Here is a 13152-nt window from a genome sequence, read left to right on the forward strand (position 1 = left end):
CCACATTAAAAGAGGCGATATCAGTGATTCTGGATAGTGCAATAACAGGGGTTGTGCTGGCAGGCGGTAAGGCCAGACGGATGGGCGGAACCGATAAAGGTCTGCTTGAGCTGGATGGTAAACCTCTTTGGCGGCATGTGGCCGATACCCTCGCTTTACAGGTCGAAACCGTGGTGGTTAATGCCAATCGCCACCGGGATATTTACCAACAAAGCGGCCTGAAAGTTATCCCTGATTCATTGGCCGATTTCCCTGGCCCACTGGCCGGGATGCTATCGGTATTCCTGCAGCAAGCGGGGGAGTGGTTTCTGTTCTGCCCGTGCGATATGCCCTATATTCCTCACGATCTGGTCAAACGTTTGAAGGAACAGCGCAAAGCTGCACCGGTTGTCTGGGTGCATGATGGCGAAAGAGATCATCCGACCATTGCGCTAATGCACCGCACCATGCAACCCTTGCTACAGGATTATCTTCAGTCCGGTGAAAGACGCGTTATGGTCTTTATGCGCCAGGCTGGCGGTCATGCTGTCGATTTCAGCGATCATAAAGATGCGTTCGTGAACGTGAACACCCCTGAAGAACTTGCAAAATGGCAGGACAAATCATGATCCCATTACTCGCTATAGCAGCATGGAGCGGAACGGGAAAAACTACGCTGCTTAAAAAATTGATCCCGGAGCTACGTGCCAGAGGCATTCGTCCCGGATTGATTAAGCATACTCATCACAATATGGATGTTGATAAGCCCGGCAAAGATAGCTATGAGCTACGCAAAGCCGGTGCAGCACAAACCCTGGTCGCCAGCCAGCAGCGCTGGGCATTAATGGTAGAGACCCCGGAAGAGCCCGAACTGGATTTAGCGTACCTGGTAAGCAGGATGGATGCTTCTACACTGGATATGGTGTTGGTTGAAGGCTTTAAGCATGAACCTGTTGCTAAGATCGTTCTTTTTCGCGACGGTTGCGGGCACAGTCCAGAGGACCTGGCGTTAGACAACTATGTTATCGCGGTTGCCAGTGATATTCCGCTTGCGGTGGATGTTCCATTGTTAGATATCAACGATATACAGCAAGTTGCCGATTTTGTTACGCAATGGATAAGAAGATAGCTGCTGTGTCGTGATACGCTTTTGTAGGCCGGATCAGGCGGGAGGTCACATCCGGCAGTTTTCATTCCCTGCAGACGCAAAAAAGCCCATCCGGCAGGATGGGCTTCTTCACTTATTTGATGCCTGGCAGTTCCCTACTCTCGCATGGGGAGACCCCACACTACCATCGGCGCTACGGCGTTTCACTTCTGAGTTCGGCATGGGGTCAGGTGGGACCACCGCGCTACAGCCGCCAGGCAAATTCTGTTTATCAACACGCTTTTCGCATGTCGATTAATCTGTAATCAAGCTGAATATCGTGTCTCTTTCGCCAAAACATCTTCGGCGTTGTAAGGTTAAGCCTCACGGTTCATTAGTATCGGTTAGCTCAACGTATCGCTACGCTTACACACCCGACCTATCAACGTCGTCGTCTTCAACGTTCCTTCAGGACCCTTAAAGGGTCAGGGAGAACTCATCTCGGGGCAAGTTTCGTGCTTAGATGCTTTCAGCACTTATCTCTTCCGCATTTAGCTACCGGGCAATGCCATTGGCATGACAACCCGAACACCAGTGATGCGTCCACTCCGGTCCTCTCGTACTAGGAGCAGCCCCCCTCAATTCTCCAGCGCCCACGGCAGATAGGGACCGAACTGTCTCACGACGTTCTAAACCCAGCTCGCGTACCACTTTAAATGGCGAACAGCCATACCCTTGGGACCTACTTCAGCCCCAGGATGTGATGAGCCGACATCGAGGTGCCAAACACCGCCGTCGATATGAACTCTTGGGCGGTATCAGCCTGTTATCCCCGGAGTACCTTTTATCCGTTGAGCGATGGCCCTTCCATTCAGAACCACCGGATCACTAAGACCTGCTTTCGCACCTGCTCGAGCCGTCACTCTCGCAGTCAAGCTAGCTTATGCCTTTGCACTAACCTCCTGATGTCCGACCAGGATTAGCTAACCTTCGTGCTCCTCCGTTACTCTTTAGGAGGAGACCGCCCCAGTCAAACTACCCACCAGACACTGTCCGCAACCCGGATTACGGGTCTACGTTAGAACACCAGCCATTAAAGGGTGGTATTTCAAGGTTGGCTCCATGCAGACTGGCGTCCACACTTCAAAGCCTCCCACCTATCCTACACATCAAGGACCAGTGTTCAGTGTCAAGCTATAGTAAAGGTTCACGGGGTCTTTCCGTCTTGCCGCGGGTACACTGCATCTTCACAGCGAGTTCAATTTCACTGAGTCTCGGGTGGAGACAGCCTGGCCATCATTACGCCATTCGTGCAGGTCGGAACTTACCCGACAAGGAATTTCGCTACCTTAGGACCGTTATAGTTACGGCCGCCGTTTACCGGGGCTTCGATCAAGAGCTTCTCCTTACGGATAACCCCATCAATTAACCTTCCGGCACCGGGCAGGCGTCACACCGTATACGTCCACTTTCGTGTTTGCACAGTGCTGTGTTTTTAATAAACAGTTGCAGCCAGCTGGTATCTTCGACTGATTTCAGCTCCATGAGTAAATCACTTCACCTACATATCAGCGTGCCTTCTCCCGAAGTTACGGCACCATTTTGCCTAGTTCCTTCACCCGAGTTCTCTCAAGCGCCTTGGTATTCTCTACCTGACCACCTGTGTCGGTTTGGGGTACGATTTCGTGTTACCTGATGCTTAGAGGCTTTTCCTGGAAGCAGGGCATTTGTTACTTCAGCACCGTAGTGCCTCGTCATCACACCTCAGCGTTAGCAAGACTCCGGATTTACCTGGAATCTCCGCCTACATGCTTAAACCGGGACAACCGTCGCCCGGCTAACATAGCCTTCTCCGTCCCCCCTTCGCAGTAACACCAAGTACAGGAATATTAACCTGTTTCCCATCGACTACGCCTTTCGGCCTCGCCTTAGGGGTCGACTCACCCTGCCCCGATTAACGTTGGACAGGAACCCTTGGTCTTCCGGCGTGCGGGTTTTTCACCCGCATTATCGTTACTTATGTCAGCATTCGCACTTCTGATACCTCCAGCATGCCTCACAGCACACCTTCAACGGCTTACAGAACGCTCCCCTACCCAACAACACATAGTGTCGCTGCCGCAGCTTCGGTGCATGGTTTAGCCCCGTTACATCTTCCGCGCAGGCCGACTCGACCAGTGAGCTATTACGCTTTCTTTAAATGATGGCTGCTTCTAAGCCAACATCCTGGCTGTCTGTGCCTTCCCACATCGTTTCCCACTTAACCATGACTTTGGGACCTTAGCTGGCGGTCTGGGTTGTTTCCCTCTTCACGACGGACGTTAGCACCCGCCGTGTGTCTCCCGTGATAACATTCTTCGGTATTCGCAGTTTGCATCGGGTTGGTAAGTCGGGATGACCCCCTAGCCGAAACAGTGCTCTACCCCCGAAGATGAATTCACGAGGCGCTACCTAAATAGCTTTCGGGGAGAACCAGCTATCTCCCGGTTTGATTGGCCTTTCACCCCCAGCCACAAGTCATCCGCTAATTTTTCAACATTAGTCGGTTCGGTCCTCCAGTTAGTGTTACCCAACCTTCAACCTGCCCATGGCTAGATCACCGGGTTTCGGGTCTATACCCTGCAACTTAACGCCCAGTTAAGACTCGGTTTCCCTTCGGCTCCCCTATTCGGTTAACCTTGCTACAGAATATAAGTCGCTGACCCATTATACAAAAGGTACGCAGTCACCCCATAAAGAGGCTCCCACTGCTTGTACGTACACGGTTTCAGGTTCTTTTTCACTCCCCTCGCCGGGGTTCTTTTCGCCTTTCCCTCACGGTACTGGTTCACTATCGGTCAGTCAGGAGTATTTAGCCTTGGAGGATGGTCCCCCCATATTCAGACAGGATACCACGTGTCCCGCCCTACTCTTCGAGTTCACAACACATGCACTTTTGTGTACGGGACTATCACCCTGTACCGTCGGACTTTCCAGACCGTTCCACTACCACACATGCTGATTCAGACTCTGGGCTGCTCCCCGTTCGCTCGCCGCTACTGGGGGAATCTCGGTTGATTTCTTTTCCTCGGGGTACTTAGATGTTTCAGTTCCCCCGGTTCGCTTCATTACGCTATGTATTCACGTAATGATAGTGTGACGAATCACACTGGGTTTCCCCATTCGGAAATCGCCGGTTATAACGGTTCATATCACCTTACCGACGCTTATCGCAGATTAGCACGTCCTTCATCGCCTCTGACTGCCAGGGCATCCACCGTGTACGCTTAGTCGCTTAACCTCACAACCCGAAGATGTTTCGTAAAACACTTCAGTGTTGCGAAAATTTGAGAGACTCGGACACACCGCTTTTCATTTCTTGTTTACGGAGAAATGAAACAGTGTGTCGTTTCAATTTTCAGCTTGATCCAGATTTTTAAAGAGCAAAACTTCGCAGTGAACCTTTTCAGGTACACTCTGAAGTTTTCTTGTGTTTTTGCAGTAAGGAATGGTGGAGCTATGCGGGATCGAACCGCAGACCTCCTGCGTGCAAAGCAGGCGCTCTCCCAGCTGAGCTATAGCCCCATCGTAGTTAAATCTCGTTTAACCTTAATTTCTGTTGAGGCAAGGCGTGGTGACGCGAAGCATACTGAAGTATGTGAGCGTCGCCGCAACGCAGCATCAGCAGAAATTTGGTAGGCCTGAGTGGACTTGAACCACCGACCTCACCCTTATCAGGGGTGCGCTCTAACCACCTGAGCTACAAGCCTGCAGAGATTTTCTTACTGCTAATTTTCATCAGACAATCTGTGTGAGCACTACAAAGAACGTTTCTTTAAGGTAAGGAGGTGATCCAACCGCAGGTTCCCCTACGGTTACCTTGTTACGACTTCACCCCAGTCATGAATCACAAAGTGGTAAGCGCCCTCCCGAAGGTTAAGCTACCTACTTCTTTTGCAACCCACTCCCATGGTGTGACGGGCGGTGTGTACAAGGCCCGGGAACGTATTCACCGTGGCATTCTGATCCACGATTACTAGCGATTCCGACTTCATGGAGTCGAGTTGCAGACTCCAATCCGGACTACGACATACTTTATGAGGTCCGCTTGCTCTCGCGAGGTCGCTTCTCTTTGTATATGCCATTGTAGCACGTGTGTAGCCCTACTCGTAAGGGCCATGATGACTTGACGTCATCCCCACCTTCCTCCAGTTTATCACTGGCAGTCTCCTTTGAGTTCCCGGCCGAACCGCTGGCAACAAAGGATAAGGGTTGCGCTCGTTGCGGGACTTAACCCAACATTTCACAACACGAGCTGACGACAGCCATGCAGCACCTGTCTCAGAGTTCCCGAAGGCACCAAAGCATCTCTGCTAAGTTCTCTGGATGTCAAGAGTAGGTAAGGTTCTTCGCGTTGCATCGAATTAAACCACATGCTCCACCGCTTGTGCGGGCCCCCGTCAATTCATTTGAGTTTTAACCTTGCGGCCGTACTCCCCAGGCGGTCGACTTAACGCGTTAGCTCCGGAAGCCACGCCTCAAGGGCACAACCTCCAAGTCGACATCGTTTACGGCGTGGACTACCAGGGTATCTAATCCTGTTTGCTCCCCACGCTTTCGCACCTGAGCGTCAGTCTTTGTCCAGGGGGCCGCCTTCGCCACCGGTATTCCTCCAGATCTCTACGCATTTCACCGCTACACCTGGAATTCTACCCCCCTCTACAAGACTCTAGCCTGCCAGTTTCGGATGCAGTTCCCAGGTTGAGCCCGGGGATTTCACATCCGACTTGACAGACCGCCTGCGTGCGCTTTACGCCCAGTAATTCCGATTAACGCTTGCACCCTCCGTATTACCGCGGCTGCTGGCACGGAGTTAGCCGGTGCTTCTTCTGCGAGTAACGTCAATCACTGCGGTTATTAACCACAATGCCTTCCTCCTCGCTGAAAGTACTTTACAACCCGAAGGCCTTCTTCATACACGCGGCATGGCTGCATCAGGCTTGCGCCCATTGTGCAATATTCCCCACTGCTGCCTCCCGTAGGAGTCTGGACCGTGTCTCAGTTCCAGTGTGGCTGGTCATCCTCTCAGACCAGCTAGGGATCGTCGCCTAGGTGAGCCGTTACCCCACCTACTAGCTAATCCCATCTGGGCACATCCGATGGCAAGAGGCCCGAAGGTCCCCCTCTTTGGTCTTGCGACGTTATGCGGTATTAGCTACCGTTTCCAGTAGTTATCCCCCTCCATCGGGCAGTTTCCCAGACATTACTCACCCGTCCGCCACTCGTCACCCAAGGAGCAAGCTCCTCTGTGCTACCGTTCGACTTGCATGTGTTAGGCCTGCCGCCAGCGTTCAATCTGAGCCATGATCAAACTCTTCAATTTAAGTTTGATGCTCGTGAATTAAACTTCGTAATGAATTACGTGTTCACTCAGAGACTTGGTATTCATTTTTCGTCTTGCGACGTTAAGAATCCGTATCTTCGAGTGCCCACACAGATTGTCTGATAAATTGTTAAAGAGCAGTTGCGACGCGCTTTAGCGCTCTGTCGCGAGGTCCCGTATATTACGTTTTCCTCATTCAGAGTCAAGCATTTATTTTTGCTTTTCTCCGCTGACCCGGCGGTTTGTAATCCGTTGTTCCGTGTCAGTGGAGGCGCATTATAGGGAGTTATTTCAGGCTGACAAGGGGAAATTTAAAATAATCTTCCGAGTGCGTATTTTTTATTCTTTGTGCTTATTTTGACAACGTTTTGTGGGTTAATTGGGCGATTTCCCGCGCGAAATCCGCGACCTGTTCCCAATCGGTATACACCACTTCTTTATTGGTATCTGTTTCACCGCCTGACATCTTCATTATCAGTTGGATCATAACGCGGTCATACCAGCGATAGCGTGGATACAGCAAAGCGCCAGCAATAACCGCACTGCGATCAGGCCGCCACGGCGAACTCATCAGGAACTTACGCGCATAGCTGTTAGTTTGCGGCGTGCGTTTCTCCGGTTTACGGGCAACCAGGTTTACGGAGTAGAAGGCACTCGGCATCGCATTCAGCCGCGTGGCATGCTTTTTCACAAACTCCTGAAAAGCTGCATGGTAATGACCATAGCGAATCGAGGCGCCAATCACCACGCTGTCATAATGTTGCCAGTCAGGCTCCGCGGTACGATGCAAATTAACGACATCCGCCCAAACGCCCAGCTCTTTGAGTTCAGAAGCCAGATACTCGGCGATTTCACGCGTTTGTCCGTCCCGGGAAGAAAAAAGAATCAGTGTTTTCACGTGTTACTCCATTATTCACGCCAGAAAGTAGGGGTAAAGAGTACCAGCAGGGTAAAGACCTCCAGACGACCAAACAGCATATTGGCAATCAGGATCCACTTCGCCACGGGGTTCATACTGGCAAAGTTGTCGGCGACAACCCCCAGCCCTGGCCCCAGGTTATTCAGCGTCGCCACAACAGAGGCAAACGCGGAGAAGTCATCAACACCGGTCGCAATAATCGCCAGCATACTGATAATAAAGACCAGCGCATAGGCAGAGAAGAATCCCCACACAGCTTCAAGGATTCGCTCCGGCAAAGCACGGTTACCCAGCTTGATACTGTAAACCGCATTCGGGTGGACCAGTCGTTTCAATTCGCGGTTACCCTGCTTAAACAGCAACAGGATTCGAATCACCTTCAAGCCGCCGCCCGTCGACCCGGCACAGCCGCCAATAAAAGCAGAACACAGCAACAGCACCGGCAGGAACAACGGCCAGCGGGCAATACTGTCCGTAGTGAATCCGGCGGTCGTCGCCATTGATACCACCTGAAAAAAAGCCTGGTTGATGGTCGTGGGTGCCGAACCGTAGGTATTGTGTATCCACAGCACCAGCGTACAGACAGCCACCAGCGTCAGCTGCACCCCAATGAACATGCGGAATTCTGGATCGCGCCAGTAGACCTTCAGGCTGCGACCGCTTAATAAAGAGAAGTGCAGACCATAGTTACAACCGGAGATCAGCAAGAAGATAGCAATAATGGTGTTAATCGTGGGACTGTCGAAATACCCCACGCTGGCATCGTGTGTGGAAAAGCCGCCGATGGCTATCGTAGCAAAGCTGTGCCCAATAGCGTCAAACGCGGGCATCCCGGCAAACCATAGCGCCAGCGCACACGCCACCGTCAGTAATACATAGATAAGCCACAGCGTTTTCGCCGTTTCGGCAATACGCGGACGCATTTTGTTATCTTTCAGCGGGCCCGGCATTTCTGCCCGGTAGAGCTGCATCCCACCGACGCCAAGAATAGGCAAAATAGCCACCGCCAGCACGATGATCCCCATCCCGCCGAACCATTGCAGCATCTGTCGATAAAAGAGGATAGCGTGTGGCAATGAATCCAGCCCCACCAGCGTTGTCGCCCCCGTGGTGGTTAATCCGGAGAAGGATTCAAAAAAAGCGTCGGTTATCGTGAGGTTAGGGCTTTCCGCAAAGATGAACGGTAGCGCACCCACGCTACCCAGCACGGTCCAGAACAAAACGACAATCAGAAACCCTTCGCGCGATTTCAGCTCGCCCTTCTCTTTACGGTTTGGCCACCACAGCATGGAGCCGATCGCCAGAGCAACGAAGAAAGTTTGAGTAAACGCACGCCCTGCCCCATCGCGGTAGATGAGCGCTACCAGTCCGGGGATAATCATTGTCCCCGAGAATAAGATGACCAGTAGTCCAACGATTCGGGTGATGGCGCGAAAATGCATCTCTGCCGCTTCCTTAGTTCTTTAAAATGAGGTGGGGATTATTCTTCAATCGCTGACAATTGCAATGAACCACGACTAAAATCCGCCAGTTTTGCCGAAAATTCATCCACTTTGGCATAAGGAAGCGCCACCCTGAGCCGAACAAAAGCCTGGTAATCACTGGCAACAACTTTACCGTCAAACTGCCCCAGCAAAGCTTCAATGCCTGCCAGCTGACCGTACTCACACTGCAAAGTATATTCGGTTAATGGCGTCTTGCGCTGCGTCGTTAACTGACGCAACGCCTGATTCACGCCGCCACCGTAGGCTTTCACTAGCCCACCCGTACCCAGAAGGATACCGCCGTAGTAGCGCACCACCACCGCGGTAATCTCACCGATGCCACTCCCCATCAGCTGCGCGAGCATCGGTTTTCCTGCCGTACCTGCCGGTTCGCCATCGTCTGAAAATCCCAGCTGCTGCGAGTCATTGGGCGCGCCCGCCACCCAAGCCACACAATGGTGGCGGGCGTCCGGGTGTTCCGTTTTGACTGACTCAACAAACGCTTTCGCCGCTTCTACGCCGTCCGTATGGGCGAGCAGCGTAATGAAGCGGCTTTTTTTGATCTCTTCAACGACGATTACCGGCGCCGCAGGGATTAACCAACTGTCCATTACGCCAGTTTTAAATCCCGTGTCATGTTTTCGATATTGTTCTCGTGGACCACCACGTTATCTTCAATACGAATACCGCCGAACGGTTTCAGGGCTTCAATTTTCTGCCAGTTGAAGTGTTTGCTGAACTGCCCTTCACGCCACGGCGCCAGCAGCGATTCAATGAAGTAGATGCCCGGTTCGATGGTCAGGACCATGCCCGGTTGCAGAACGCGGGTGCAACGCAGGTAAGGATACTTCGACGGCGCGGCCAGATGCGTACCGCTGTCATCTTGCATAAAGCCAGCGACATCGTGTACCTGCAGGCCCAGCGGGTGACCAATACCATGCGGCATAAACGGCCCGGTAAGATCGTTTTCCACCATCGCCTCTTCACTCATATCGGTGATGATTTGATGCTTACGCAGCAGCTTCGCGATGCGCTGATGGAACTGAATGTGATAATCCACGTAGCTGGTGCCCGCTTTCATAGTGGCAATCAGCGCCAGTTGCTCGTCATTCACATCCTTCACCAGATGCGCATAGTCGTTGTCGCTTTTCGCCGACCACGTACGCGTCAGGTCTGCTGCATAGCCGTTGTATTCCGCACCGGCGTCCAGCAGGAAACTGCGGATTTCAGACGGAGCCTGATGATCCAGCCTGGTGTAATGCAGAACCGAAGCATGCTCGTTAAGCGCCACGATGTTGCTGTACGGCACGTCGGTGTCGCGATGACCGGTAGCAGTCAGGTAAGCGAGGTTGATGTCAAACTCGCTCATCCCGGAACGGAACGCTTCTTCCGCGGCACGGTGTCCATTCACCGCCATTTTCTGTGCTTCGCGCATACAGGCCAGTTCGTAATCTGTTTTGTAAGCACGATAATAATGTAGGTAGTCGATAACCCCTTTAGGGTTGATATTGCTGGCCGCGATGTCCAGCTGCAGCGCGCGTTCCGGAACCGGACCGATGTAACCGATATTGCCGCGAGCAGCAGGCAGTTGGCTACCGATACCATCAGCTTTTGGCAGCGCGATGATCTCAATTTCTTCCGTCCAGAAGGAGGTCGGCAGCGGCTCAACGTTGTGCCAGTAATCGACCGGCAGGTAGAACCACAATTTCGGCTTATTCACGCCATCCACCAGCAACCAGCAGTTAGGAACCTGCGTTACAGGCACCCAGGCTTTGAATTGCGGATTGACCTTAAACGGGTAGGGATGATCGTCGAGAAAGACGTTAACAAGTTCTCCTGAGTGAATAAGTAACGCATCCAGCTTGAAGCGCTCCAGCGCGTCGCGCGTCCGTTCTTGTAGGGTAACGATATGATTTTTATAGAGTGCGGCCAGTGATTCCATTTTCTATCCTTCTGTTTTTTTGACCTCAAGTGTCCGCATCTTAGCACATCGTTTTGTGAGTGCGTGATTTCTGCCGAGCGTGATCAAATCGTCATTTCTTTAATCATTCATTTGCATTTTTTTAACATAAAACACACACTTCGATTCATCTGGTATGACCAGATCACCTTGCGGATTCAGGAGACTGACATGCTTTACAAAGGCGACACCCTGTACCTCGACTGGCTGGAAGATGGCATCGCCGAACTGGTGTTCGATGCCCCAGGTTCAGTCAATAAACTCGACACGGCCACCGTTGCCAGCCTGGGCCATGCGCTTGACGTGCTGGAAAAACAACCGAATTTAAAAGGGCTGCTGCTGCGTTCTAACAAAGCAGCCTTTATTGTTGGTGCCGACATCACCGAATTCCTTTCACTGTTCCTCGTACCTGAAGAGCAACTGAGCCAGTGGCTGCATTTTGCCAACAGCGTGTTTAATCGCCTGGAAGATCTGCCTGTTCCGACTCTCTCAGCGGTTAACGGCTATGCGCTGGGCGGTGGCTGCGAGTGTGTCCTTGCGACCGATTATCGTCTGGCTACGCCGGACCTGCGCATCGGCTTGCCAGAAACCAAGCTGGGCATTATGCCAGGCTTTGGCGGCTCCGCGCGTATGCCACGTATGCTGGGTGCGGACAGCGCGCTGGAAATTATTGCTGCGGGTAAAGATGTGGGTGCTGAGCAGGCGCTAAAAATCGGTCTGGTCGATGGCGTAGTGAAGCAAGACAAACTGCTTGATGGCGCGATCGCGGTATTACGTCAGGCGATTAACGGCGACCTCGACTGGAAAGCCAAACGTCAGCCGAAGCTGGAGCCGTTGAAACTCAGCAAAATTGAAGCAGCAATGAGCTTTACCATCGCCAAAGGTATGGTGGCGCAGACGGCAGGTAAGCATTATCCCGCACCGATTACCGCGGTAAAAACCATTGAAGCAGCGGCCCGTTTTGGTCGTGAAGAAGCGCTGAATCTGGAAAATAAAAGCTTTGTTCCACTCGCGCACACCAATGAAGCCCGCGCACTGGTTGGAATTTTCCTTAACGATCAGTTCGTGAAAGCCAAAGCCAAAAAGCTCACCAAAAATGTTGAAGCGCCAAAGCAAGCGGCTGTGCTGGGCGCAGGCATTATGGGCGGCGGCATCGCTTACCAGTCGGCCTGGAAAGGCGTGCCGGTTGTCATGAAAGATATCAACGACAAATCATTAACGCTGGGTATGACCGAAGCGGCCAAGCTACTGAACAAACAGCTGGAGCGCGGCAAAATTGACGGTCTGAAAATGGCGGGCGTTATTTCCACCATTCACCCCACCCTCGACTATAGCGGTTTCGAACGCGTGGACGTGGTAGTTGAAGCGGTCGTAGAAAACCCAAAAGTGAAAAAAGCGGTACTGGCGGAAACCGAAGATCAGGTTCGCCCGGACACCGTACTGGCTTCGAATACTTCCACCATCCCAATCAACGAACTGGCCAGCGCGCTTAAGCGTCCGGAAAACTTCTGTGGGATGCACTTCTTTAACCCGGTGCACCGTATGCCGCTGGTTGAGATCATTCGCGGCGAGAAAAGCTCGGATGAAACCATCGCTAAGGTTGTCGCCTGGGCAAGCCAGATGGGCAAAACGCCGATTGTGGTTAATGACTGCCCTGGTTTCTTCGTTAACCGCGTGCTGTTTCCCTATTTTGCCGGTTTCAGTCAGCTGCTGCGCGACGGGGCGGATTTCCGCAAAGTCGACAAAGTGATGGAAAAACAGTTTGGTTGGCCGATGGGCCCGGCTTATCTGCTGGACGTGGTAGGTATTGATACCGCGCACCACGCGCAGGCGGTGATGTCCGCAGGCTTCCCTCAGCGTATGCAGAAAGATTATCGCGATGCGATAGACGCCCTGTTTGATGCTAACCGTTTCGGGCAGAAAAACGGTCTTGGATTCTGGCGTTATAAAGAAGACAACAAGGGCAAGCCGAAGAAAGAAGAAGATGCCATCGTTGACGATCTGCTGGCAGAGGTCAGCCAGCCGAAACGCGACTTCAGCGATGAAGAGATTATCGCCCGCATGATGATCCCTATGGTCAACGAAGTAGTGCGTTGCCTGGAAGAAGGCATTATCGCCAGCCCGGCAGAAGCCGATATGGCGCTGGTATACGGTCTGGGCTTCCCTCCGTTCCATGGCGGTGCGTTCCGCTGGCTGGATACGCTCGGCAGCGCGAAGTATCTCGATATGGCTCAGCAGTATCAGCACCTTGGTCCGCTGTATGAAGTTCCGGTCGGTCTGCGTGATAAAGCGCGCCATAACGAACCGTATTATCCCCAGGTTGAGCCAGCCCGCCCGGTTGGCAGCCTGAAAACGGCTTAA

General features: G+C 52.5%; 7 protein-coding genes, 2 tRNA genes and 3 rRNA genes. 3 read left to right on the forward strand and 9 right to left on the reverse strand.

Annotated features, from left to right (window positions below):
• Positions 1-80 precede the first annotated feature (80 nt).
• Entirely contained in the window at positions 81-608 is a 528-nt protein-coding gene (mobA, locus tag O6D90_RS22940) for a molybdenum cofactor guanylyltransferase MobA (RefSeq protein ID WP_019077952.1), read from the forward strand.
• Positions 590-1108: a molybdopterin-guanine dinucleotide biosynthesis protein MobB gene (gene mobB / locus O6D90_RS22945; protein WP_029139699.1), complete on the forward strand. Its 519-nt coding sequence runs from the start codon at positions 590-592 to the stop codon at positions 1106-1108. Before mobA ends, mobB begins: the two co-directional genes overlap by 19 nt.
• Positions 1109-1229: 121 nt before the next feature.
• Here the strand turns inward: mobB and rrf are convergent.
• The 9 genes from rrf to pepQ form a co-directional block, all read right to left on the reverse strand.
• Positions 1230-1345 (reverse strand): 5S ribosomal RNA (gene rrf / locus O6D90_RS22950).
• A 94-nt stretch (positions 1346-1439) separates the two neighbouring features.
• Positions 1440-4346: ribosomal RNA gene (locus O6D90_RS22955) — 23S ribosomal RNA — on the reverse strand.
• Positions 4347-4554: 208 nt separating this feature from the next.
• A tRNA-Ala gene (locus O6D90_RS22960) sits at positions 4555-4630 on the reverse strand.
• 108 nt (positions 4631-4738) lie between these two features.
• Positions 4739-4815 (reverse strand) — tRNA-Ile (locus O6D90_RS22965).
• 71 nt (positions 4816-4886) lie between these two features.
• Positions 4887-6428, reverse strand: a 16S ribosomal RNA gene (locus O6D90_RS22970).
• The 16S, 23S and 5S rRNA genes sit together here with 2 tRNA genes alongside, the layout of an rRNA operon.
• Positions 6429-6780: 352 nt before the next feature.
• The gene (gene hemG / locus O6D90_RS22975; RefSeq protein WP_016157860.1) at positions 6781-7326 is read right to left on the reverse strand and encodes a menaquinone-dependent protoporphyrinogen IX dehydrogenase; all 546 of its coding nucleotides are present in this window, start codon (positions 7324-7326) and stop codon (positions 6781-6783) included.
• Between the two features lie 11 nt (positions 7327-7337).
• Positions 7338-8789, reverse strand: a complete 1452-nt coding sequence (gene trkH, locus O6D90_RS22980; RefSeq protein ID WP_271143231.1) for a Trk system potassium transporter TrkH — start codon at positions 8787-8789, stop codon at positions 7338-7340.
• 38 nt (positions 8790-8827) lie between these two features.
• The gene (locus O6D90_RS22985) at positions 8828-9442 is read right to left on the reverse strand and encodes an IMPACT family protein (protein ID WP_016157859.1); all 615 of its coding nucleotides are present in this window, start codon (positions 9440-9442) and stop codon (positions 8828-8830) included.
• A complete protein-coding gene (pepQ, locus tag O6D90_RS22990; protein ID WP_016155150.1) occupies positions 9442-10773 on the reverse strand; it encodes a Xaa-Pro dipeptidase in 1332 nt (443 codons plus the stop codon). The genes O6D90_RS22985 and pepQ overlap by 1 nt, the downstream gene beginning before the upstream one ends.
• Positions 10774-10962: 189 nt before the next feature.
• Between pepQ and fadB the strand changes: the two genes are divergently transcribed.
• Positions 10963-13152 (forward strand): fatty acid oxidation complex subunit alpha FadB, encoded by a 2190-nt coding sequence (gene fadB / locus O6D90_RS22995; RefSeq protein WP_016157858.1) that lies wholly within the window; start codon positions 10963-10965, stop codon positions 13150-13152.

Source organism: Citrobacter sp. 21OH12SH02A-Citro (assembly GCF_027919895.1).
Classification (GTDB): domain Bacteria; phylum Pseudomonadota; class Gammaproteobacteria; order Enterobacterales; family Enterobacteriaceae; genus Citrobacter; species Citrobacter braakii.

Coding starts and splice junctions, on each gene's coding strand:
- fadB (WP_016157858.1), top strand. CDS start 10,963: ATGCTTTACAAAGGCGACACCCTGTACCTCGACTGGCTGGAAGATGGC.
- mobA (WP_019077952.1), top strand. CDS start 81: ATGGGCGGAACCGATAAAGGTCTGCTTGAGCTGGATGGTAAACCTCTT.
- trkH (WP_271143231.1), bottom strand. CDS start 8,789: ATGCATTTTCGCGCCATCACCCGAATCGTTGGACTACTGGTCATCTTA.
- mobB (WP_029139699.1), top strand. CDS start 590: ATGGCAGGACAAATCATGATCCCATTACTCGCTATAGCAGCATGGAGC.
- pepQ (WP_016155150.1), bottom strand. CDS start 10,773: ATGGAATCACTGGCCGCACTCTATAAAAATCATATCGTTACCCTACAA.
- O6D90_RS22985 (WP_016157859.1), bottom strand. CDS start 9,442: ATGGACAGTTGGTTAATCCCTGCGGCGCCGGTAATCGTCGTTGAAGAG.